Annotated in this window: 14 protein-coding genes and 1 pseudogene; all 15 read left to right on the top strand. The window is 60.7% G+C overall.

Going from position 1 to position 25,012, the window contains the following annotated elements; genetic code table 11:
- The first annotated feature begins 162 nt into the window (after positions 1-162).
- The gene (gene rpoB / locus OMP40_RS17500; RefSeq protein WP_277533358.1) at positions 163-3,705 is read left to right on the top strand and encodes a DNA-directed RNA polymerase subunit beta; all 3,543 of its coding nucleotides are present in this window, start codon (positions 163-165) and stop codon (positions 3,703-3,705) included.
- A gap of 137 nt (positions 3,706-3,842) precedes the next feature.
- Positions 3,843-7,460, top strand: coding sequence for a DNA-directed RNA polymerase subunit beta' (gene rpoC / locus OMP40_RS17495; RefSeq protein ID WP_277533356.1), 3,618 nt, complete (start codon positions 3,843-3,845; stop codon positions 7,458-7,460).
- Between the two features lie 246 nt (positions 7,461-7,706).
- Complete coding sequence (locus OMP40_RS17490; RefSeq protein WP_277533354.1) at positions 7,707-8,282, top strand: hypothetical protein; 576 nt, start codon at positions 7,707-7,709, stop codon at positions 8,280-8,282.
- A 136-nt stretch (positions 8,283-8,418) separates the two neighbouring features.
- Positions 8,419-9,237 (top strand): ATP-binding cassette domain-containing protein, encoded by an 819-nt coding sequence (locus OMP40_RS17485; RefSeq protein ID WP_277533353.1) that lies wholly within the window; start codon positions 8,419-8,421, stop codon positions 9,235-9,237.
- Between the two features lie 211 nt (positions 9,238-9,448).
- Positions 9,449-10,436 (top strand): annotated as a pseudogene (locus OMP40_RS17480) (iron-hydroxamate ABC transporter substrate-binding protein).
- A gap of 80 nt (positions 10,437-10,516) precedes the next feature.
- Positions 10,517-11,521 (top strand): FecCD family ABC transporter permease, encoded by a 1,005-nt coding sequence (locus OMP40_RS17475; RefSeq protein ID WP_277533351.1) that lies wholly within the window; start codon positions 10,517-10,519, stop codon positions 11,519-11,521.
- Positions 11,518-12,528, top strand: a complete 1,011-nt coding sequence (locus OMP40_RS17470; protein ID WP_277533349.1) for a FecCD family ABC transporter permease — start codon at positions 11,518-11,520, stop codon at positions 12,526-12,528. The genes OMP40_RS17475 and OMP40_RS17470 overlap by 4 nt, the downstream gene beginning before the upstream one ends.
- Before the next feature lie 142 nt (positions 12,529-12,670).
- Complete coding sequence (locus tag OMP40_RS17465) at positions 12,671-13,789, top strand: GntR family transcriptional regulator (RefSeq protein WP_277533348.1); 1,119 nt, start codon at positions 12,671-12,673, stop codon at positions 13,787-13,789.
- Between the two features lie 126 nt (positions 13,790-13,915).
- Complete coding sequence (locus OMP40_RS17460) at positions 13,916-15,676, top strand: ABC transporter substrate-binding protein (protein WP_277533347.1); 1,761 nt, start codon at positions 13,916-13,918, stop codon at positions 15,674-15,676.
- 4 nt (positions 15,677-15,680) lie between these two features.
- Positions 15,681-17,600, top strand: a complete 1,920-nt coding sequence (locus OMP40_RS17455) for an ABC transporter permease subunit (RefSeq protein ID WP_277533346.1) — start codon at positions 15,681-15,683, stop codon at positions 17,598-17,600.
- 5 nt (positions 17,601-17,605) lie between these two features.
- On the top strand, positions 17,606-18,493 hold the full coding sequence (locus OMP40_RS17450) for a carbohydrate ABC transporter permease (RefSeq protein WP_277533343.1): 888 nt from the start codon (positions 17,606-17,608) through the stop codon (positions 18,491-18,493).
- A gap of 12 nt (positions 18,494-18,505) precedes the next feature.
- A complete protein-coding gene (locus OMP40_RS17445; RefSeq protein ID WP_277533340.1) occupies positions 18,506-20,572 on the top strand; it encodes a glycosyl hydrolase in 2,067 nt (688 codons plus the stop codon).
- 177 nt (positions 20,573-20,749) lie between these two features.
- On the top strand, positions 20,750-21,496 hold the full coding sequence (locus tag OMP40_RS17440) for a hypothetical protein (RefSeq protein ID WP_277533339.1): 747 nt from the start codon (positions 20,750-20,752) through the stop codon (positions 21,494-21,496).
- Positions 21,441-21,812: a hypothetical protein gene (locus OMP40_RS17435; protein WP_277533338.1), complete on the top strand. Its 372-nt coding sequence runs from the start codon at positions 21,441-21,443 to the stop codon at positions 21,810-21,812. The genes OMP40_RS17440 and OMP40_RS17435 overlap by 56 nt, the downstream gene beginning before the upstream one ends.
- A gap of 114 nt (positions 21,813-21,926) precedes the next feature.
- Positions 21,927-24,917 (top strand): DUF5722 domain-containing protein, encoded by a 2,991-nt coding sequence (locus OMP40_RS17430; protein ID WP_277533337.1) that lies wholly within the window; start codon positions 21,927-21,929, stop codon positions 24,915-24,917.
- Positions 24,918-25,012 lie beyond the last annotated feature (95 nt).

Here is a 25,012-nt window from a genome sequence, read left to right as displayed (position 1 = left end):
GCACATTGCGCTTCTTGCGTCCTCCCGCTGTTATTTTACCCAATTTCCGCGTTTTATCATACCGTAGGGTTCCCCGCGGGACGGCTGCCTCTGCTAGTGCTGGAGAGAGGATCTCGCTCCGCTACCATATGCTTCACAGTAGACTGAAGGGGTGAGGATAAGTTGGCAGGACATCTTGTTCAGTATGGTCGCCGCACCAGGCGCAGTTATGCCCGCATTCATGAGGTGCTGGACATTCCGAACCTGATCGAGATCCAGCAGCAATCGTACCAGAAGTTTCTGGACGACGGGCTGCGCGAGATCTTCCAGGACATCTCTCCGATCTCGGACTTCACGGGCAACCTCGTGCTCGAGTTCGTCGATTACAGCCTTGGAGAGCCGAAGTATTCGGTCGACGAGTCCAAGGAGCGCGACGTGACTTATGCGGCTCCGCTGCGCGTCAAGGTTCGCCTTCTTAACAAGGAGACGGGCGAAGTCAAGGAGCAGGAAGTGTTCATGGGCGACTTCCCGCTTATGACGGAGACCGGCACGTTCATCATCAACGGCGCCGAGCGCGTCATCGTCAGCCAATTGGTGCGTTCGCCCAGCGTCTACTACAGCACCAAGATCGACAAGAACGGCAAGAAGACCTATACCGCGACCGTCATTCCGAACCGCGGCGCATGGCTGGAGCTCGAGACGGACGCCAAGGACATCATCTACGTCCGCATCGACCGCACGCGCAAGATCCCGGTCACCGTGCTGCTTCGCGCGCTCGGATTCGGCATGGACGCCGAGATTCTGGACTTGCTCGGCCAGGACGAGTTCATCCGCAATACGCTGGAGAAGGACAACACCGACTCCACCGAAAAGGCGCTGATCGAGATCTACGAGCGCCTGCGTCCGGGCGAACCGCCGACGCTGGAGAACGCGCGCAGCCTGCTCATCGCCCGCTTCTTCGATCCGAAGCGCTACGATCTGGCTAACGTCGGCCGTTACAAGATCAACAAGAAGCTTCATATTAAGAACCGTCTGTTCAACCAGCGTCTCGCGGAGACACTCGTCGATCCGTCGACCGGCGAGATCATCGCCGAATCGGGACAGGTCATCGACCGTCGTCTGCTCGACCAGATCCTCCCGATGCTGGAGAAGAACGTCGGCTTCAAGAACTACCGCGTCACCGGCGTCAACGAGGCGGAGGACATCCCGCTGCAAAGCATTCTCGTGCACTCGCCGGTCGAGGAAGGCAAGGTCGTCAAGATCATCTCCAACGGCATCATCGACAAGTCGGTGAAGCATATTACGCCGGCGGACATCATTTCGTCCATCAACTACTTCATCGATCTGCTGCACGGCATCGGCAGCACCGATGATATCGACCACCTGGGCAACCGTCGTCTTCGTTCGGTCGGCGAGCTGCTGCAGAACCAGTTCCGCATCGGGCTCTCCCGGATGGAGCGCGTCGTGCGCGAACGGATGTCGATCCAGGATCAGAACGCGATCACGCCGCAGGCGCTGATCAACATTCGTCCGGTCATCGCGGCGATCAAGGAATTTTTCGGTTCGTCCCAGCTGTCGCAGTTCATGGACCAGACCAATCCGCTCGCGGAGCTGACGCACAAGCGCCGTCTGTCCGCGCTCGGTCCGGGCGGTCTGACGCGGGAACGCGCGGGCTTCGAAGTGCGCGACGTACATCCGTCCCACTACGGCCGCATGTGTCCGATCGAGACGCCTGAAGGTCCGAACATCGGTCTGATCAACTCGCTGTCCACGTTCGCGCGGATCAACGAGTACGGCTTTATCGAAGCGCCGTACCGCAAGGTCGATCACAGCACGGGCATCGTCACCGAAGAGATCGACTATATGACGGCAGACGAAGAGGACAACTACATCATCGCGCAGGCGAACGCCCAGCTCACCGAAGAGGGCAAGTTCGCAGACGATATGGTTATCGTTCGTTACAACAAGCAGGCGGACAACATTCTGACGATGCCGAGCGATCGCGTCGACTACATGGACGTATCGCCTAAGCAGGTCGTGTCCGTCGCGACCGCGATGATCCCGTTCCTCGAGAACGACGACTCCAACCGCGCGCTGATGGGTTCGAACATGCAGCGTCAAGCGGTGCCGCTGCTCGTCCCGGATTCGCCGTACGTCGGTACGGGCATGGAGCACAAGGCCGCCAAGGACTCGGGGGTCTGCGTCGTCTCCAAGTACGACGGCGTCATCGAGCGCGTTACGGCCAACGAGATCTGGCTGCGCCGCATCGAGCTGCTCGACGGCAAGGAAGTCAAGGGCGACGTCATCAAGTACAAGCTGCAAAAGTTCATGCGTTCGAACCAAGGCACTTGCATCAACCAGCGCCCGATCTGCCGCAAGGGCGACATCGTCAAGAAGGGCGACATCCTCGCCGACGGTCCGTCCACGGATACCGGCGAACTGGCGCTCGGACGCAACGTCGTCGTCGCGTTCATGACGTGGGAAGGCTACAACTACGAGGATGCGATCCTGCTCTCCGAGAAGCTCGTGAGAGAAGACGTCTACACCTCGATTCATATTGAGGAATACGAGTCCGAAGCGCGCGACACGAAGCTCGGACCGGAAGAAATCACGCGCGACATCCCGAACGTCGGCGAAGACGCGCTGCGCAACCTCGACGAGCGCGGCATCATCCGCGTCGGCGCCGAGATCAGCGCGGGCGACATCCTCGTCGGCAAGGTCACGCCGAAGGGCGTAACCGAGCTGACGGCGGAGGAGCGCCTCCTGCACGCGATCTTCGGCGAGAAGGCCCGCGAAGTGCGCGACACCTCGCTGCGCGTACCGCACGGCACCGACGGCATCGTCGTCGACGTCAAAGTGTTCACGCGGGAAAACGGCGACGAGCTGCCGCCGGGCGTCAATCAGCTGGTGCGCGCTTATATCGCGCAAAAACGGAAAATCTCCGAAGGCGACAAGATGGCCGGACGCCACGGCAACAAGGGCGTTATCGCGCGCATCCTGCCTGAGGAAGACATGCCGTTCCTGCCGGACGGCACGCCGGTCCAGGTCGTTCTGAACCCGCTGGGCGTACCTTCGCGGATGAATATCGGTCAGGTGCTCGAGGTTCACCTCGGCATGGCCTGCCGCTACCTGGGCATTCGGGCCGCCACGCCGGTATTCGACGGCGCGCGCGAGCACGACGTGTTCGACACGATGGAAGAAGCCGGCATGCAGCGCAACGGCAAGACGAGGCTGTACGACGGGCGCACGGGCGAGCCGTTCGAGCGCGAAGTCACCGTCGGCGTTCTGTATATGATCAAGCTCGCGCACATGGTCGACGACAAGATCCATGCGCGCTCTACGGGCCCGTACTCGCTCGTTACGCAGCAGCCGCTGGGCGGTAAAGCCCAATTCGGCGGCCAGCGCTTCGGGGAGATGGAAGTGTGGGCGCTCGAAGCCTACGGCGCGGCCTATACGCTGCAAGAAATTCTGACCGTGAAGTCCGACGACGTCGTCGGCCGCGTGAAGACGTACGAATCGATCGTCAAGGGCGAGAACGTCCCTGAACCTGGCGTGCCGGAATCGTTCAAGGTCTTGATCAAGGAGCTTCAAAGCCTTGGCATGGACGTGAAGATTTTGTCGGGCGACGAGCAGGAGATCGAGATGAAAGAGATCGACGACGAAGACGATACGACCGGCGACAAGCTGAACTTGAACCTGGAAGGCTCCGAAGTCGGCGCCGAGTAAGATCGTCATGCGACGGACCGGACCGCGCGCTTGGCGCGCGGCCGGCTGCCGCATCGCCGACGCGGATACCTGAACATCGTCACGACCGTTCGTCCATCGCAACGTAATCCGAGCCACGATGAAGGAGGGCTTGCTCCTTGTTAGACGTTAACAATTTTGAGTTTATGAAGATCGGGCTGGCTTCCCCGGACAAGATCCGTTCTTGGTCCAGAGGCGAAGTCAAGAAGCCCGAGACGATTAACTACCGTACCCTGAAGCCGGAAAAGGAAGGCCTGTTCTGCGAAAAGATTTTCGGGCCGACCAAAGACTGGGAATGCCACTGCGGCAAGTACAAGCGCGTCCGTTACAAGGGCGTCGTGTGCGACCGCTGCGGCGTCGAAGTCACCCGCGCCAAGGTTCGCCGCGAGCGCATGGGCCATATCGAGCTTGCGGCTCCGGTTTCGCATATCTGGTACTTCAAAGGCATTCCGAGCCGCATGGGCCTCGCCCTCGACATGTCGCCGCGTTCGCTCGAAGAGATCATCTACTTCGCGTCTTACGTCGTGACGGATCCGGGCGATACGCCGCTTGAAAAGAAGCAGCTCCTGTCGGAGAAGGAATACCGCAGCTACCGCGAGAAGTACGGCTACGCGTTCAGCGCCGGCATGGGCGCCGAAGCGGTGAAGAAGCTGCTGCAGGACATCGATCTCGACCGCGAGCTCGATATGCTGAAGGAAGAGCTTCGCACGGCCCAGGGCCAGCGCCGCAACCGCGCGATCAAGCGCCTTGAAGTCATCGAGTCGTTCCGCAACTCCGGCAACCTGCCGGACTGGATGATCCTCGACGTGCTGCCGGTCATCCCGCCGGAGCTTCGTCCGATGGTACAGCTCGACGGCGGCCGCTTCGCGACTTCCGACCTGAACGACCTGTACCGCCGCGTCATCAACCGGAACAACCGTCTGAAGCGTCTGCTCGACCTGGGCGCGCCGGACATCATCGTGCAGAACGAAAAGCGGATGCTCCAGGAAGCCGTCGACGCCCTGATCGACAACGGCCGCCGCGGCCGTCCGGTCACGGGTCCCGGCAACCGTCCGCTCAAGTCCCTCAGCCATATGCTGAAGGGCAAGCAAGGCCGCTTCCGTCAGAACCTGCTCGGCAAGCGCGTCGACTATTCCGGCCGTTCCGTTATCGTCGTCGGACCGGACCTGAAGATGTACCAGTGCGGTCTGCCGAAGGAAATGGCGCTCGAGCTGTTCAAGCCGTTCGTCATGAAGGAGCTCGTGCTCAAGGGTCAGGCGCATAACATCAAGAGCGCGAAGCGCAAAGTCGAACGCGTCAGCCCGGAAGTTTGGGACGTGCTCGAAGAAGTCATCAAGGAGCACCCGGTTCTGCTGAACCGCGCGCCTACGCTTCACCGTCTCGGCATCCAGGCGTTCGAACCGATTCTGGTCGAAGGCCGCGCGATCAAGCTGCACCCGCTCGTCTGTACGGCGTACAACGCCGACTTCGACGGCGACCAGATGGCCGTGCACGTGCCGCTGTCGGCCGAAGCCCAAGCCGAAGCTCGCTTGCTCATGCTGGCCTCCGGCAACATCCTGAACCCGAAGGACGGCAAGCCTGTCGTCACGCCTTCGCAGGATATGGTTCTCGGCTGCTACTACCTGACCATGGACAACAAGGACGCGCACGGCGCCGGCATGCGCCTCGCCGAAGTGAACGAAGCCGTGTCCGCGTATCAACGCGGCGCAGCCGACCTTCATGCGCGCGTCGTCATTCCGGTCAAGGCATTGAACAAGAAGACGTTTAACGAGAAGCAGCAGGACGCTTTGCTCGTGACGACGATCGGCAAGATCATCTTCAACGAGATTTTCCCTGACACGTTCCCGTACATCAACGAGGCGACCAAGGACAATCTGCTGAAGGGTACGCCCGAGAAATACTTCATCTACGACAAAGGCGCGAACCTCGACCAGATCATGCAGGATATCCCGACGCCCGGCGCTGTGGGCAAGGAATATCTCGGCCATATCATCGGCGAGTGCTTCCGCATTTACCATACGATGAAGACGTCGATCATCCTCGACGACATCAAGCAGCTCGGCTTCACGTACTCGACCCGCGCGGGCATCACGGTCGCCGTGGCCGACGTTACGGTACCGCAAGAGAAGGTCGAGATCCTGAAGAAGTCCGACGAAGCCGTCAAGACGATCACGACGCAGTATCGCCGCGGTCTGATCACGGACAGCGAGCGCTACGACCGCGTCATCGACATCTGGTCGAAGACGAAGGACGAGATCACGGAAGTGCTCATGAAGTCGATGGACCGCTACAACTCCATCATGCTCATGGTCGACTCCAAGGCGCGGGGCAACAAGTCGCAGATCACCCAGCTGGGCGGCATGCGCGGTCTGATGGCGACGCCGTCGGGCCGAATCTTCGAGCTTCCGATCAAGTCGAACTTCCGCGAAGGCCTGACGGTCCTCGAGTACTTCATCTCGACGCACGGCGCGCGTAAAGGTCTGGCCGATACGGCGCTTCGTACCGCCGACTCGGGCTACCTGACCCGCCGTCTCGTCGACGTCGCGCAGGACGTCATCGTCCGCGAAGAAGATTGCGGCACGGACAAAGGCATCATCGTCAGCCGCATCGAGGACGGCAAGGAAGTCATCGAGGAGCTGTTCGACCGGATCGAAGGACGTTATGCGTTCGAGACGATCCGTCATCCGGAGACCGGCGAGATCATCGTCGGCCGCAACGATCTGATCGATACGCCGAAGGCGGAAGAGCTGATCCGCGCCGGCGTGCAGAAGCTGCAGATCCGCTCCGTGCTGAGCTGCCGCGCCCGTCATGGCGTGTGCAAGATGTGCTACGGCCGCAACCTGGCGACGGGCAAGAAGGTCGAGATCGGCGAAGCGGTCGGCATCATCGCCGCTCAATCGATCGGCGAGCCGGGCACCCAGCTGACGATGCGTACGTTCCACACCGGCGGCGTCGCCGGAGACGACATCACCCAAGGTCTGCCGCGTATCCAGGAGCTTTTCGAAGCCCGGAATCCGAAGGGCCAGGCGGTCATCTCCGAGATCGACGGCGTCGTCAAGGAAATTCGCGAGACGAAGGATCGCCGCGAGATCGAAGTGCAGGGGGATGCCGAGACAAAGGTATACCCTGTGACCTACGGCTCCCGTATTCGCGTCTACGAAGGCCTGCACATCGAAGCCGGCGACGAACTCACCGACGGTTCGATCGATCCGAAGGAAATGCTCCGGATCAAGGGCGTACGCGGCGTGCAGAACTACATTCTGCAAGAAGTACAGCGCGTATACCGGAACCAGGGCGTTGAAATCAACGACAAGCACGTCGAAGTCATGATCAAGCAAATGCTTCGCAAGATCCGGATCGTCGATCCGGGCGACACGACGCTGCTGCCAGGTTCCTTCGTCGACGTGCACGAGTACGAAGCGGCGAACCGCGAAGCGATCTTCGCAGGCAACGAGCCTGCGGTCGCGCGTCCGGTCCTGCTCGGCATCACGAAGGCGTCGCTCGAGACCGACTCGTTCCTCTCGGCCGCTTCCTTCCAGGAGACGACCCGCGTCCTCACCGACGCAGCCATCAAAGGCAAGGTCGACCGCTTGCTCGGCCTGAAGGAGAATGTCATCATCGGCAAGCTCATTCCGGCGGGTACGGGGATGGCGCGCTACCGCAACATCCGCGTCGTCGATCCGACCGAAGAGGGCTACGAGGACGAAGCGGAGCTGGAGCCGGTATCGGCGGAATAATGCGCCGCTGCATCGCCTAAAGCTTTGTTTTAAGCCATGCATCGCCAACTGCCGGGCAAGCTGCCCGGCAGTTTTTTTGTTCATGGACGTAAGCGTTTAAAAAGGGTGGGGCGTGGCGACTGTTTACGAAACCCTTCAAAAACGGGTAAACTCTAGAAAACGCCCTAAATCGGGTGAAGGGTAGGCGGCTATGCCTATGTATTCATCTTGCGGAAAAGAGCCGGAGGGCAAGGAGGCCGAACGACCGTGAAAAATGCGAAAGCAGCCGCTGCATTGCTGATTAGCCAGCTCATCTTTGTCCTTCTCATCGTTCCTTGGGTCGTCATTGCCTTAACTTCTTTTATTGCTCTGGATTCTCCGGACTCCGTCATTGACACATGGCCGTTCGCAGTCGTCGTTTTTTTACTGGGCTTATCCGGTCGCGCTGCTGGTCAGCATGGTCGTCAGCTGGGCGCTTTACCACAAGCGCAGGTTCAAAGGCGCGCTCTGGTGGGGGTTCATCCCTGTAATATGGCTGCTGGCTGCCATTTACGTCGTTTTTTTTCTGGACGCATTCTAAACGCGGATGAGGGAAAGGGTGTCCCGCTTTCCGATCTCCTAACAACCTGTTCGCCTCCTTCTTCAAGAAGCGAGCGAACGGGTTTTTTTAACGTGCCGCGCGGTTGTTCACATGTGAATAGAGGAGGATCCTCCGACACTTGTCCACGGGGGGATAGCCGCTTTAGACCCGAAACGCTTGTGAATAAACGAGAAAAGCATAAAGATGCTCCCCTCTTTCCTCGAAATGCCCACAAGTTCGGGATAATTCCAGCCGGATTGTGAATAAACGCATAGTGAAACGGACTTTAATTTTAATATTATAAATAGAAAGGTCCGTTAAAGAACGGGAGTGAAGACTTTGAATCCGAACGTCATACTCCGTTTAGTGCAGGCGAGCAAAAGTTTAAAAGGGAAAACGGTGCTTAACCGCGTTTCGCTGGAACTGAGCAGGGGAGAGACGGTGGCGGTCACCGGTCCCAACGGCTCGGGCAAGACGACGCTGCTTAAGCTGCTGGCAGGCCTCTCCGCGCTCTCTTCCGGCAAACGAGAAGTGAGCGGATCCGGCGAAGGCGGCAAACTCATCATCGGCTATGCGCCCGATCATCTCCCGAAGCTCAAATTCACGGCACGCGAATATTTGAACCATATGGGCTCGATTCGAGGGCTGGAGGCTGCGACGAGGGAGAGGAAGATCGAGGAGCTGCTCCAACTGGTGGACTTGCGCGACAAGCCGGGACAGCAAATGAGGTTTTTCTCGAAGGGCATGCTGCAAAAAGTAAACCTCGTGCAGTCGCTGCTGGGCGATCCGGAGCTGCTGTTGCTGGACGAGCCGATCGGCGGTCTGGATGAAGAAGCGCAAAGCGCGCTTGCTTCCATGCTGCTTGGTCTGAGGCTGCAAGGAACGGCCATCGTCGTAGCGAGCCACGAGCACGCGCTGGTCAACCAGTGGGCGACGCGGATCATGGCGATATCGGAAGGGCGGATTCAATCGGTCGCGGTGCCGGCCGACTTGGAGGAAAGGAAACGCTGGCGCCGAATCGTGTGCGAGTGGCCGAAGGGAAAAGCGGAGGACGCGAAGACGTTCGCAAGCTGGCCGGGGGTGCTGCGATGCCGAACCGAGAGCGGGCAAGCCGTCTACTGGACCGAGCCTGCGAGCAGCGATGCGCTGCTGCGGGAGCTGCTGGAAGCTGGAGCCTCCGTCGATTCGGTCACGCTAGGATCGGGGAGGATGATGTAACCCGAGCTGCCGCCGATCCGATATCGTTTCTCTTCCTTCACGAGCGCTTCACGCTAATCAACGCCGATATTTTATTGACAAAACAAGCGTTAACCCCTAAAGTAATGATAAGGATTATCAATGATAATGATTATCATTCATATTTGGGGGGTTTAAGGCAATGATTGGACAGGCAAGTTCGTATTTGAGCGGCCGTAAAATCGGCAAACGCATGCTGATGGTTGCATGCCTGATGGTCGTCGTTTTTGCGCTGGCCGCATGCGGCAACAACAAGAACGGAAATAATGCTTCGCCAGACTCGAAAAGTTCCGCCGCAGCCACGGCAAGCGCTTCGGCGACCGGATCCGCGAATCCCTCCGCAAGCCCGTCTGTCGCGGCGCAGACCGGCACGATCACCTACGCGTCCGAAGCGGGTCCGATCGAAGTGCCGGCCAATCCGCAGCGCGTCGTCGTCCTGTCCGGCTATACGGGCGATGTGCTCCAGCTCGGCGTTCCGCTGGTGGGCGTCGACTCGTGGTCGCTGAACAACCCTCGCTTCGCAGAGAAGCTTCAAGGCGTGACCGAGGTGTCCGACGAAGACGTAGAAAAAATCATCGAGCTGTCGCCCGACCTTATCATCGGATCTTCCGACAGCAAAAATCAGGATAAGCTGAAGCAGATCGCGCCGCTCGTCACCTATACGTACAACAAAGTCGACTATCTGACGCAGTATCTGGAGATCGGCAAGGCGTTGAACAAGGAAAAGGAAGCGCAGGCATGGATCGACGATTTTAAAAAACGGGCGACGGAAGCAGGCGAGCAAATCAAGGCCAAGATCGGAGCGGACGCCACCGTCTCGGTCTTCGAGGCGTACGACAAAGAGGTGTACACGTTCGGCGATGCCTGGGGACGCGGAACCGAGGTTTTGTTCCAGCTGATGGGCCTGAACATGCAGCCCAAGGTCAAGGAAGCGACCGCGAAAGACGGCTACTTCACCCTCTCGGCGGAGGTGCTGCCCGATTACGCGGGCGACTACATCGTTCTGAGCAAGGAACCGGGAGCCGACGCTTCCTTCCAACAGACCGCTACGTACAAAAATATACCGGCTGTAAAAAAACAATCGCGTATACGAAGTCGATGCGCGGACGTTCTACTTTAACGACGCCATGACGCTGGAATGGCAGCTTGCGTTCTTTAAGGAAAAGTTCCTCGGCAACTGACGATTCTTCGAATGCACCGGGAATTTCGCGAACGCGCGAAGTTCCCCTTTCCCATATTTATATAGAAAGCGGAGCGGCTGATGAACTCGAATAAGAAAATGAATTTTGCGTTGGCCATCGTCGCCGGATTCATCGCGCTGGCCTGCATGTTCGCGGTCTCGATGGTGTTCGGCGCCAAAGAGACGTCCGTCCGCGACGTATGGCTCGCATTGACCACCCGTATCGAGGGCGAACAGTTCACCGCGCTTCGCGAGCTGCGTCTTCCGCGCGAGACGGCAGCTATGATCGTCGGGGCGGCGCTTGGCGTAGCCGGCGCAATCATGCAAGGCTTGACGCGCAATCCGCTGGCGGATCCCGGTCTGATCGGCTTGTCCTCGGGCGCCAATGCGGCGCTGGCGTTCACGATGGCCCTCATGCCAGCCGTCGGCTACTTCGGCACGATGGTCGCCTGCTTCGTCGGCGCGGGGATCGGCGCTTGCCTGGTGCTGGGCATCGGCGTCTCGCGTAGAGGAGGCATGTCTCCGATCCGGATGGTGCTCGCCGGTTCGGCCGTGTCCATGTTTTTGTATGCCGTAGCGGAGGGCATCGGTCTTGCCTTTAAAATATCCAAAAGCGTATCGATGTGGACGGCGGGCGGTCTCATCGGCACGAACTGGCAACAGATCGCCACGATCACGCCGTTCATCGCTGCGGGAGTCGTCGCGGCCATCGTTCTGGGCAAGGCGCTCACCCTGCTCAGCGCCAATGAAGAAGCCGCCGTCGGCCTCGGACTTCGCACCGGACAGATCAAGCTGATCCTGTACGCCGCGGTCATCGTATTGACGGGCGCGTCCGTGGCGCTTGTCGGCAACATGGCGTTCGTCGGCCTTATGATTCCGCACATCGTACGATTCCTCATCGGTACGGACTATCGCAAGGTGGTGCCGATGTCGGCAGTCGTCGGCGCGCTCTTCATGCTCGCCGCGGACACGATCGCGCGCAACGCGATCGCGCCTTACGAGGCGCCGATGGCTTCGATTATCGCGATCATGGGGCTGCCGTTCTTCCTGTTTATCGTGCGCAAAGGAGTGAAGACCGTCCCATGACCGACGCCCGTTCGATTCGCAAGCAGCGCGCCTTGCTCTTGGCGCTCGCCGCGCTCATCCTGTTGACCGTTTTCGTAAGCTTGGGATTGGGCTCATCTTCCGTATCCTACGATCGAATCCTGCCGACGCTGCTCGGACACGGAGCGTTCAAGGAAAAGTTCGTCCTGTTCGATCTCCGTCTGCCCCGCATATGCATCGTCCTGGCGGCCGGCATGTCGCTGGCCCTGTCGGGCGCCATCCTGCAGGGCGTGACGAACAACGATCTGGCCGATCCCGGCATTCTGGGCATTAATTCGGGAGCGGGACTTGGCGTCGCGGTCAGCTTTTTGCTTATTCCGTCCGAGCCGGGCGCCTTTGTCTACGTCATACCCGTGTCGGCTTTTATCGGAGCGCTTCTGACGGCGATATTGCTCTACGCCTTTTCCTACAGCCGCGAATCGGGGCTCCATCCCATGCGTCTCGTTCTTACGGGCATCGGATTTTCCCTCGCGTTTGCCGGGCTCATGGTGTTCATTACGTCCGCGGTCGATATTTACAAAGTCGACTTCATCTCGCGCTGGCTGGCCGGCAACGTGTGGGGGACCGATTGGACCTTCCTTTGGGCCCAACTGCCATGGCTCTTCGTACTCCTCCCGTACACGATGTACAAATCCAATGCGCTGAACCTGCTGTCGCTGAACGACGCGACCGCCATGGGCACCGGCGTCCGGATCTCCCGGGACCGCGGTCTGCTGCTGCTCGCCGCGGTGGCGCTGGCGGCGTCCGCGGTCGCCGTCACGGGCGGCATCGCATTCGTTGGCTTGATGGCGCCGCATATCGCGAAGTCTCTGGTCGGTCCCAGGTTCCAGCGCTTCGTCCCGGCAGCCGTGCTCATCGGCGGATTCCTTCTGCTGCTGGCAGACACGATCGGACGGAACGTGGCGGGGCCGGAAGGGATCGCGGCCGGCATCGTCGTTTCTTTTATAGGCGCGCCGTATTTTATTTACTTGCTGCTCAAGCGTGCCTGACGCATGGCGAAACGCTGGCTGAGGTTTTAACTTCGCTCTTCTTGTCCGGATCGGACCGATCTTCCTGTAGAAGGAAATATACTTTGCATTCAAATAATCGGTAAAGTATACTAGGTTTGTGACGGGAGGAGCGAGTAGCAGCATGAAGACAGTGAAGCGTCCGATGTACCAATTGATCGTTGACGACGTTAAACGAAAAATATTAAACGGCGAGATCTCGACCGAAGAACCGATTCCATCGCAGATCGAGCTGGCCAAATTATATGAAACGAGCGAAATTACGTCGCGGCGCGCGTTGACCGAATTGGCCCAGGAGGGGCTCATCTACAGAGTCCGCGGCAAAGGCTCTTACGTCAGCCGCGCCTACGCCGAAGCATCCGGCGCCGAAGCGCGCATCGAGACTATTTATTTGATTTATCATGCGCTGCCGGTCGAGCAGTTCAACCATGGCTTTTTCGCCGACCTGCTGCGCGGGCTGCACGAGAAATGCGAGGAAAATCGCGTTCAATTCCAGCTATGGGATATCGGGGAGCGCGAGAAGCTGCCGCCGAATTCCGAGCGCTCCGGCCTGGTTCTGCTGCCGGGGGCGATGGAGACGGACTTCGTATCGGCGGACATCGTGGCCGGCTGGAAGAGCGAAGGCCGCAAAATCGTAACGGTGCATTTTTATTTTCCGCATCTTCAGATCCCGTACGTCATCGTCGACAATATGACGGGCGGATACCTCGCCACCCAGCATCTGCTCTCGATCGGCCACCGGCGGATCGGCATCGTGCTGACGGGAAGCTCGGTCGCGGGACTCAATCAGGAGTTCTCGCTGCGTTTTCAAGGCTACAAGCTGGCGCTGTCGCAGTATAAGATCGAATTCGATCCGACGCTCGTCGTCGTCATCGAGGGCACCATGGAGCAGGCCGACTCGGGCGCCCAGGGCTTCGACCGGCTCATGGACTTGGACGCGCCGCCGACGGCGATCTTTCTGACGAGCGACATCAAGGCGTTCGGCGCGATGAAAGCGGCGGAGCGCAGGGGCATTGCCATCCCCGGAGACGTCAGCGTCGTCGGCTACGACGATTTGTTCGTCAGCAGCTACGTCCGTCCCAGCCTGTCGTCCGTCAATCAGAATACGTACCGGGTGGGCAAGCGGGCGGTTGAATTGCTGCTCGAAGGCGAGGCCGCGAGCGGCAAAACGTTCAGCAAGGATGAGATCGAGCCAAGTCTGATCGTTCGCGACAGCACGGCCGAATGGAACGGAGACGAATGAAACGCAATCCTATCGCGCTTACGGGACGGCCCTCGGGCCGTCTTTTATTTTTCCTCTTGAATAATCCTCTTACAAAGTATATATTAATAAATGCAAGTATACTTAATTTAGTTGAGGAGAGGTCCTATGAGAGCCCTGAACAAATGGTTGCCGGTCGTCGGCTCCACTTTGGCGATCGCCATGGTCGCCGCATGCTCGAACGGCAACGGCAAAACTTCATCGCCTCCGATTGAAAGCGATTCCAACGGTTCTACATCGGCCCCATCCGCGTCTGCATCCCCTTCCGGATCGGCATCCGCGCCGGCCGGTTCGGAGCTGTCGGGAACTTTCAAAATATCGCTGCCAAACGCCTCCGCTTCCGTATGGAACGCGGTCGCGGACGCCTACATGGCCAAGCACCCGGGCGTTAAGATCGCCGTCGACAACAAACCGATGGACGGCTACAAAGAATGGTTGACCTCCCAATTCGCCGCAGGCACGCCGGACGTGGACCTGGCGGTCATCAACGAAGTCGGCAGCCTGCAGGACGACAAAAAGTTCGTGGACTTCCTGCCCTGGCTGGACAAGAACAACCCGTATACGGGCAAAGCGTGGAAGGAGAGCCTCGATCTCGGCACGATGGGCATCAACCTGGATGCGCTCGGAGAAAACGATCATTTGTATCCGCTTAACTTCGAATCGGTGCAGATCGTCTGGCTGTACAACAAGGAGATTTTCGACAAATCCGGCGTGACGCAAGCGCCCAAGACGTTTAACGAACTGATCGAAGCGTTCAAAAAAATCAAGGCGGCCGGCTACATTCCGCTGTCGCTCGCGGGCAACTCCAATTCGATGTGGAGCGGCGAGGCGGGCTGGCTCGTGCGGGTATACGGCGACCAATATATGCGGGACTCGGTTAACGTCATCCGTTCGCAGCCGAACGATTACAACTTCGTGCCCGGCGTGGACGACGTCTGGAAGTACGATCCGACCGATCCGTACAACGACTCCAACAGCAAAGTAACCAAGAACGATCTCCGCGTCTGGAAGGCGATCAAGGATAAAACGGGGCCGTTCAAGATCGAGGGCAATCCGCAGTGGAAGGCGTTTATGGAAAATCTGAAGACGCTGTTCCAGTACACCGAGCCCGGATTTTTCGGCGTGAACGCGGACCAGGCGTACAGCCTGTTCCTGACCGGCAAGGCGGCGACGATGCTCACGACCCCGGGCGCCTATTGGCAGCTGCCGAAGGACTTGGCCGACGAGAAAAAATCGGGCGCCAAAGGCGGCGCCAAGGCATTCGAATACGGATTTTTCAACATGCCGTCGATGGAAGGCGAAGGGGTGCTGGCGCCCGCGCGCACGATCCAGATCCCGATCGGGTTCTACGGTCTGGTATCCAAGGATGCCAAGCAAACCGAACTGGGCGTCGACTTCATGATGTACCTGACGAGTCCGGAAGGCTACAAGGTGTACGTGACCGCCATTCAGAACAGCAAGGATGCTTCGATCGCGGGAGCGCCGGCATTGAAGGATATCGAGCTGCCCGAAGAGATGGCGAAGGCGTTCGCGAACTTCGAGCCGATCGGCAATACGGAAGGCTTCACCAGCGCGAACAATATGCTGGCCCGCGGACTGTGGGACTATCAGCCCTCCGTGCAAGAGTGGGTCGGCCTCATCCAGCAATACTTCGGCGGCAAGATGACGATCGACCAGTACTTGACCAAATATCAAGCGACGGTCGACAAGTATCTGGAGCCTGCGCTGAAGGATAAAAAAGAAGGAGCTGTCCGATCTGGAGACGCCGGAGCGGCAGCCGCCGGAGCGGAAATAAGAATAACGCGGCGTCCCGCTCGCGCGCCTGCGGTCCGCGCGGGACGCCGCGCTTCGAAGCATCGGAGAGGGTGATGACTTGCGCAAAGCCAGGAAGCTGGGTTGGGCCATTATAGCGCTGTGTTTGCTGCTCGCGCCGGTTAGCGCGCGGGCGCAAACGGCGTGGAATCTGGAACAAGGAAAATCGGTCACCGCGATGGCGATGTCTCCGGACGGCAAGCTGCTCGCCGTCGGCAGCTCGGACACGCATGTCTATCTGTTCGACGAGGCCGGCAAGCAGATCGCCGTCATGAAGACCGGCAACGTCGTCACGAGCGTGGGCTTCGCCGGCGCGGACCGGCTGCTGGCGTCCTCGGACGACCGCAGCTTGTACGCCTTCGGCTTGGGCGGCGAACTGCTGTGGAAGCAGGATCTGAAAAAACGCGTCGAAGGCGTTGCGCCGTCGACTGACGGTTCTACGGCAGCCGTGACGGTACAGAACAGCTCCGAGCTGCTCCTGATCGACCCGGCCGACGGAACGACGCAAGGCAAGGCGTCGCTGGGCGCCCGCGCGGCCGATGTCGCTGCGGCTCCGGGCGGGGGTTATATCGCGGTCGGCGGCAAGGATCAGAACGTGTATCTGTTGGACGGCAGCGGCAACGTCCTGTTCAAAGCCGGCATGAACGGCACGATCGGCAGCGTGGCCGTATCGGACGAAGGCCGCGTGGCGGCGGGCTTGACGACGTCGGCGGTCGTGCTCCTGGATCGCGACGGCGGCAAGCTGCGCGAGATCGCCGTGCTCGATTCGGTCAAGGACGTCACCCTGACGCCGGACGGAGAGACGATCGGCGCGGCGGATTATGCCGGTCATTTTTATCTGATCTCCTCGTCGGGCAAAACGATCTGGCAGACGCAGGTGCCCGCTCCGGCGACGCAGCTCGCGTTCGGCGCGAAGGGCGAGACGTTGTACGGCGGGACGGAGAACGGCGGCATCTACAGCTACGATGTGGAGAACGTCGTTGCGGGCGCCGAATCCGCGGCGGCGCAAAAACGAATCGTGCAGATCGCCGCGGCCGCGGCCGCTTTACTATTGATCGCCGCCGGGCTTTACCTGCTCAAAAAATATAACCGGCTATCCGTTTTCAAACGCATCTGGCAGGCCAAGTGGATCTATCTGTGCTTGTCTCCGGCCTTCATTCTGCTGATCGGCTTCATGTACGTGCCTGCGCTGTCCGGGTTGTACCACTCGCTCTACGAATGGAACCCCGGCGGGAGATCTTCGTTCGTGGGCCTGGCGAACTTTCGCAGAATCTTGAGCGACGACTACGTCGGCAAAGGCATCGTTAATCTCGGCATTCTGATCGTCACGGGCCTTCTCAAAGCCATCGTGCCCCCGCTGTTCGTAGCGGAGCTGATCTATCATCTGAAAAGCAAGCGGCTCCAGTATTATTTCCGAACGGCGTTCGTGACGTCCATGATCGTGCCGGCAGTCGCGCTGCTGCTGATCTGGCAAAACCTGTACGACCCGAACGTCGGACTCATCAACCGCTTCCTGGAAGCCGTCGGCCTGGACGGATTAACCAACTCGTGGCTCGGCGATCCGAAGACGGCGATTTGGGCCGTTATTTTCATCGGCTTCCCGTTCGTCGGCATCCTGCAGCTGCTCGTGCTCTATTCGGGCCTGATCGGCATTCCCGACGAATTGATCGAAGCCGCCAAGATGGACGGCGCACGGCTGCCGCGCATTATCCGTTCCATCCATTTGCCGCTGCTGGCGGGACAGTTCAAATTTCTGATCATCCTGACGCTGATCGGCGTCATTCAGGACTTTAACGCTATCTTGATCGTGACCGGCGGGGGACCGATGGATTCGACCTACGTGCCCGCGCTGCAGATGTATTACGCCGCGACCAAGTTCGACGAGCTTGGCTACGCCTCGGCGCTCGGCGTCTCGATGTTTTTCGTCATCCTGATCATCACGGTCGTCAACATGAAGTTTCTGCGAAGCTCGCAGGAGTGAGGAGGATGCCTATGCCCGCGCCGGTTCGCGCGACGAGCGCGCCCAGAACGATCGCCGGCCTGCCGATGCCGAGCCCGTCGGCCGTCCGTCAGGCGCTGTTGATCGGGACGCTCGCGCTGCTGATCGTCCTGACGCTCGTCCCGATTCTGTTCATGTTTTACAGCTCCCTGAAGAGCAACTCGCAGATTCTCGGCAGCTTCTGGTCGCTGCCCTCGCCGCCGCAATGGGAGAACTACGGAGAGGCGTTCGCCAGCATCTGGCGCTACGTGCTCAATACGATTTTGTACGCAGGAGGGGCGAGTCTGCTCGTCGTCGGCCTGTCCGCGGTATCCGGCTATGTGTTCGCGAAGAAGGCGTTCCCGGGGAAGGAGTTCCTGTTCCTGCTGCTGCTCGCCATGATGATGGTGCCTGGCATCCTTACGTTGATCCCCGCTTACGTCTGGTACGAGAAGCTGGGACTGACGAACACGCCGCTTGCCATCATCATCGCGCACGCGGCCGGCGGGCAAATCTTCGGCACCTTCCTGTGCCGGACTTCGATGGCGTCCGTCCCGTCCTCGCTGTTCGAAGCGGCACGCATCGACGGCGCGAAGGAGTTTACCGTATTCGCCCGTATCGTGCTCCCGCTGTCCGTTCCCATTCTGGCGACCATATTTATTATGCAGACCGTCGGCACTTACAACGATTACGTCTGGCCGCTTCTCACGATCCGGGACAGCAGCATGCAGATGATCGGCGTCGGGCTGACGCAGTTCACCAAGCAGTTCGGCATTACGGACAAAGGCGTCCAGTTCGCCGCCTACTCCATCTCGTCGCTGCCGCTCATCGTTATTTTCTCGCTGGGCATGAAGTATTACATTCAAGGGATGGTCCAGGGCGCCTTAAAAATGTAGGGGGAGTCGCATATGCAAAACGGCTTGTACGAATGGCTGGAGGCCTACGAAGATCCGCCGGCCAAGTACCGGCCCGTGCCGCTATGGTCGATTAACGGACGGCACGACGCGGAGGAGATTCGGGAGCAGGTCGCCCGGCTGCAGGAGATGGGCATGGGCGGCGGATTTTTTCACCCGCGTCCAGGTCTTGCGAACGAGTATTTGAGCGATGAATGGTTCGACCTTTTTGCGGCCGCTTTGGACGAAGCGGAGAAAAGGGGTCTTCAGCTTTATATATACGACGAAAATTCGTATCCTTCCGGCTTCGCGGGCGGGCACGTATCCGCCGAGCTGCCGGATTGCCTGAGCCGGTCCGCCGGCCAGAAGATTCTGGAGCGTCCGGGGCCGGGCGAGCTGCCGTATGCCAATGCGCACTTCCTGTCCAGTCCCGGGCAGCCGATCGCGGTCTATGCGTTCGAGCGCACTTCGGCCGGCCGGATGCGCCTGACCCGCCGTCTGGACGGAATGCCTTCGTCCGAATGGGGGCAGCATGGCCATTCTTACCTGATCTACGACTGGCGCGCCGCGGAGACGAACGGCTGGCTGGGCGGCTTCGCCTACGTCGATCTGCTGCGGCCGGAGGTCGCGCGCGTGTTCATCGAGCGGACGCACGAGCGCTACAAGGCGCGCTTCGGCGCCAGCTTCGGCAAGACGATACCGGCCGTGTTCACCGACGAGCCGGAGGTGTCGCCGGGCAACCTGTTCCAGGCGGAGACGGCGGTCCCGTTCTCCTATTGGTTCGCCGCGCAGTTCGCGGACCGCGCCGGCTACGATCTGATCGCGCATCTGCCGCTGCTGTTCCAGGACGCCGAAGACGGTACGGGCGGTCTGCGCGACGCGAAGGAAGTGCGCGCCGATTATTACCGGATCATGTTCGAGCTCTGGCGCGACAACTATGTCATCCCGCTCGGCGAGTGGTGCCGGGCGAACGGGCTTGCGTTCACGGGGCACTATCTGGAGCATCAGTGGCCGATTCCGTGGGTGCGCTTCTCTCCGGGCGTCATGTCGCTCTACGAATACATGGACTGGCCGGGAATCGACTTCCTGACGTGCAGCCCGCTGTCGGCGGACGGTACCGACGCGCTCCTCGTCACCGTGCGGGAGGCGGCGAGCGTCTCTCGCCAGCTCGGCAAGGCGCGGACGCTGTGCGAGGCATTCGGCGCGGGCGGCTTCGACGCGTCGACGCAGGATTTCAAGCGGATCGGAGACTGGCTGCTCGCGCACGGCATCGACTTCCTGAATCCGCATCTGACGGCGGCCTCTCTCGCCGGCGCGAGGAAGCGGGATCATCCGCAATCGTTCGATTGGCGCCTGCCGTGGCAGTATGAGCTGAGGCAGTTGACGGATTATATCGCGCGGGCCCAGCTTGCGCTGACCCAGGGGAAGGCGGACAGGCGCGTCCTGCTGCTGCATCCGACCCGGACCGCCTATCTGTATCCCGCCACGACGAGCTGGGAAGCGGCCGGCCATCCCTTCGAGGAGATGGTGGCGTCGTACAAGACGCTGCTGCAGCGGCTTTCGGATGCGGGCATCGATTACGACCTGGGCGACGAGGAGATCATGGCCCGGCACGGCCGAATCGATGCGGCCGGCCGATGGGTCGTCGGCGCTGCGAGCTACGACGAGGTCATTCTCCCCCGCAGGCATGGAGTCGGCGATGCGTTCGACGGTGGGACTGCTGGAAGCTTATGCCGCCGCGGGAGGCATCGTGCGCGTACTGGGGGACCGCATGCCGGACTGCGTGGACGGCATGCGCGACGACGTCTTGGCTGCGCTGGCTGCCCGGCGGCCGGAATCGTTCGTCCGCGCGTCCGCGGACGCGCTGATCGCGGCCTGGTCGGCGGACAGCCGACGGCGTTGCGGGTACGGGCTGAGCCTGGCCGGCGAGGGCTGCGGGGGGGCCGGCGGACGAAGGAGCGGATGCGGCGCAGGGTTCCGATGCGGTCGAAATTCGCGGGCTTGCCGTTCAGTCGCGCGTGCTGCCGGAAGGCGGGCGGCTGCTGTTCCTTGCCTACAGCGCGCCGGAGCCGCTGGCCGTGAAGCTGACCCTGCATGCGCCGGCGGCGATGCGGCTCGACCTGCTGCGCGGAACGGCCGTTCCGGCCGCCGCTACCGGAGAGGCGCAGGAGCTGAGGCTGGAGCAGGGGGGAGTCTTGCTGCTATCTGCTGCTGGACGACGCGGCGGCGTTCGCCCGGATCGGATCGTCGCTGCCGTTTATGCGGACCGCGGAGGGTGCGGACCCGGTCGCGGAAGAAGTCCCGGCCGAGGCGAACCTCGAAGTGCGGGAAGACGGGCGCGCGGCTGCGAAGGTAGCCGGTTCCGACGGCAGCCTGCCGATTCAAAGCATCGTTCCGCTCGGCGAAAACGCGCTAATGCTCGATTATGCGAACGTAACGGGCAGACACCTAAAGATGAAAGGCGTGTCCGTATACCGGGCGTGCCCGCTGCTCTATCGGGAGAACGGCTTCGACGGCAATCCGTGGGACAATGCCGTGCAGTACAAACGCCGCATCGCGGAGCGGGCGCCGAGCGCAAGCACGGAGGGGTTCGAGGCGGCGTTCCGCCTCGCGGTCGACGCCGTTCCGGCGCGCATTCGATTGGCCGTCGAGCAGGGAAGCCGGATGCGGCTCGAGGTCAACGGCATGACGCTCGCACCTTCTCCATCGGGGCGATGGATGGACCGCGCGTTCGCCGTTTACGATGTCGCGTGCGCGCTCTCGGCCGGCGAGAACGAACTGAAGCTGACCGCGCCCGTCTTCGATCCGCTTCTGGAGCTTGAGCCGATCTATGTGCTGGGCGACTTTTCTGTCATGCCTTGCGAAGCGGGATTTCGCATATCGGCAGGCATGCCGAGACTCGCATCCGGCGATTGGACGAATCAGGGGATTGCCCTTCTACGGCGGGCAGGTGGAATACGCGCTGGAGCCGATCGCGGCCGACGAACGGTCGCTCGCGTCCAATAAATACGTGATTCGGCCGGAGGGGCTGCAAGGCGCAGCGGCGCATGTACGCGTCAACGGCTGCCGGCTGCCGATCCATATGGGCGCTGCCGCCGCGGACGTCACCTCGCTGCTGTCCCCCGGGATTAACCGGCTGTCCATTATCGTATCGGCTACCCAGCAGAACGTATGGGGACCGCATCACGCCGGCCCGCCCGCGCGCATCGCTTCGCCCTGGATGTGGAGAAGCGGACCGGCGGAAGGGCCTCCTCCCGGCCGAGCCTACGCCTTCGCGCCTTGCGGGTTGGCGGGCGTGCGGCTGTCCATTCAACGCCACTGATTCACGCCGCGCGAGCCGCAGCTAAGGACGAGGTCGCAAGAGCAAGTCGCATTTGGTTTTCCGATGCCGGCTTGCTCTTTTTATATAGATAGCACGATCAAGAGGAGGCTTGTGATGAAGCTTATATCCAAACGTTGGCTGGCCGCGACGGTCTGCCTGGCTTTGCTGCTGCCGTTCATGCCTTCCGGAGACGGGGGACGGGCGTCGGCCGCCGTGCTCGACGCCGAGATCGGCGGGTTCGAAGGCGGCACCGACGGCTGGCAATGGGGAGCCAACGTGACCGCGCTCTCCCATGTGGCGAGCAGCGCCAACGCGCCGGCGGCGCCCTACGCGGGCAACCGGATGGCCGAGCTGACGACGGCGGGCGTGCCCGGCACGTCCTGGCGGTCGGTGTACCGCGATTTTTCCCCGGCGCTGAACGTCTCGTCCGTGCCTTACTTCCACGGCGCGTTCAACACCTACGGCATCGATGCGTCCAACACCCAGTTCGAAGCGCGAATTACGTTTTACAGCAACAGCCAGACGTTCGTATCCACGCAGGCCATTCAGGGGGACCGCTGGAACGAGCTCAGCGTGGACTTAAGCGGCTGGAGCTACAGAACGGCCATTACGAAAATCGAGGTCGCCTATCGCTCCGTTACCTTCGCGACGAACTGGGCCGGCAAGCATCAACTGGACAACGTCGGCTTTTCCGCTTATCCCGCCGCCTATCCGGGCTCGATCAGCCAGGCGACGGCTTCGGCGACGCAAATAAGCTTTTCCGGCACGTATGCGACTTCCGCTTCTGCGCAGCTCGACCTCATCGAGCTGCAACCCTATGAAAAGTACGATATGACCGCCTCCTATACGGCCATGGCCACGCAATCCGTCGCGCCGAGCGGCGGCGTCGCGAGCTTCACGCTGAGCGGAACGAGATACGGCGGCTCCCGGGACAAGGTGTATTCCAAGTTCGTCGTCGTCGACCATGCCACGAAAAAGCTGGTTGCGAGCCCGACCTACATCACCTCTCAGACGGCGCCGGTCAATACGTACGCCTTTCCGACAGCCGCCTCGATCAAGGGACTTCAGGTGCAGACGATCGACGACGCCCAGAAGCTCGGCATCGGCCACGCGGCGCTGAACGTCGCGTTCAACCAGCTGTTCGTCGACAGCGCGGCGGGCGCGGTCCCTTTTGTTTTGGACGGAACGACCTATTATTTGAACGCCTCGTACGTGGCGCAGCTGGATCGCGACATCAAGACGCTGTCCGACGAGGGCGTCGTCGTCAGTCTGATTCTCATTCTGTATCCGGATACCGGGACGATTGCCGCCAAGCTGAAGCATCCGGGTTTTTCGGGCAGCGGCACGGTCGCCGCCATCAATGTCACGGACGCGGAAGGAACCCGTTACTGGAAGGCCGGCATGGAGTTTCTGGCGAGCCGCTACACGAGAGCCGACCAACAGTACGGGCGGGCGGTCAACTATATCGTCGGCAACGAGGTGAACTCGCAGGCTTATTGGTACGATATGGGGTCGAAGACGCTGCAGGATTTCGTGGAGCAGTACGCCCGCGCTTACCGCATCGCCGAGACGGCGGTCAAAAAATATTACGCGAACGGCCGGACGTACATCTCGCTCGATCACTTCTGGAACGGCAGCGTCGGGACGGACGCCCTCCGTACGTACAAAGGCAAGGCACTGCTCGACGAGTTCAACCGGCGCATCCGGGCGGAGGGCAACATTCCGTGGAACATCGCTTATCATCCGTACCCGGAAGACTTGTTCGATCCGACCGTGTGGAACGATACGACCGCGACGGCGTCCGCCGACACGCTCCGCATCAATTTCAAAAACCTCCAGGTGCTGACCGGCTACATCGGTGCTTCCGACTACTTGTACAACGGGAGCAAACGCCGGATCATCCTGTCCGAGCAAGGCTTTCACTCGCTCAGCAACTCGCTGGCCGACCAGAAGACGCAAGCCGCTGCGTATGTCTACGCCTACTATAAGGCCAAGTTTCTCGGCGGCATCGATTCGTTCATCCTGCACCGGCACGTGGATCACGGCCAGGAGGGCGGGCTGAATCTCGGCCTGTGGACGCGCGATCCGACCAAATCCGCCGCATCGGCCCCCAAAGATCCCAAGTACGTTTACGATGTGTTCCAAAAAAATCGATACGAGCGAGTCCGCAGCCGTCGCGAGCTTCGCCAAGAGCATCATCGGCATCTCGGACTGGGCGAGCGTCATTCCCGGCTACAATGCCGCTCAGCTCGCCGATCGCGAGCCCCCCGCGGCCGGAACGCTGTCCGCCGTCGGTTCGATCGCGCCTTCTCTGGCCTTATCGGGCTTCGAGACGTCGTCCGACGGATGGACGGCATCCGAATATGCGGCGTCCGTCGCGACCGTGTCGAGCTTCGCCAACGCGCCGGGAACGCCGTTCGCGGGGACCAGGTCGCTGGAAGTGACGATGGACACGGCGACGGCCGGCGACGGCGTCGGAGGCGCGCGGGCGGAAAAAGGAATCGTGAAGACGTTCGCCGCGCCTGTCGACGCGACTGCCGCTCCGAAGTTCCAGTTCGCGATCGACGCCTACGGCGGCTGTCCAGGTGCCACCCAATACAAGGTGACCGTACGTCTGTACAGCGGCAGCCATGTGCTGGAAGGCAAGGCGACGATGACGCCGAACGCATGGAACAAGTTCTCGATGGACGCCGGCGCTTGGCCTTACAAGGGCAGCGTCGACAAGATCAAGATATGGTTCAGTACCGATTCGACGGCGCTCTGGAACGCCAAGTATCAGGTCGATCAGGTCGGCTTCGGCGTTTAACCGTGCGAAAGAGCGTGCCTCCGGGCCGACTCCGATCCCGACTCCGATCCCGATCCCGATCTCGATCTCGACGCGGCTTGCGGGCCGCCTGGAGCGCGCGCCTACGACTAAAACAAAGGTGGGAGACGTTTCATGCGACATCGCTTATTTCGAACGACTGCGATCATCATTATTGCAATCGCTTCCATGCTGGTTCAGCTGATCGGCGGGTCCGGCGCGCTGGCCGGCGCTTACGAACCGACGTTGACGGAGAAGGATGCCTATCAAGGGCATGCCATCTACCCGCTGCGGATGATTAACGACTTTAACGATGCTTCGCAGGCGGCGCTGTGGACGCCCGGCCCGAACGTGGACAAGACGGGCGTGACCGGCACGCTGCTGAACGCGCCGGGGG

Origin of the sequence: Cohnella rhizosphaerae (assembly GCF_029525575.1) — a bacterium.
Lineage (GTDB): Bacteria > Bacillota > Bacilli > Paenibacillales > Paenibacillaceae > Cohnella > Cohnella rhizosphaerae.
Note: the sequence above shows the minus strand (reverse complement) of the source record. Positions and strands in the feature narration are given on the sequence as shown.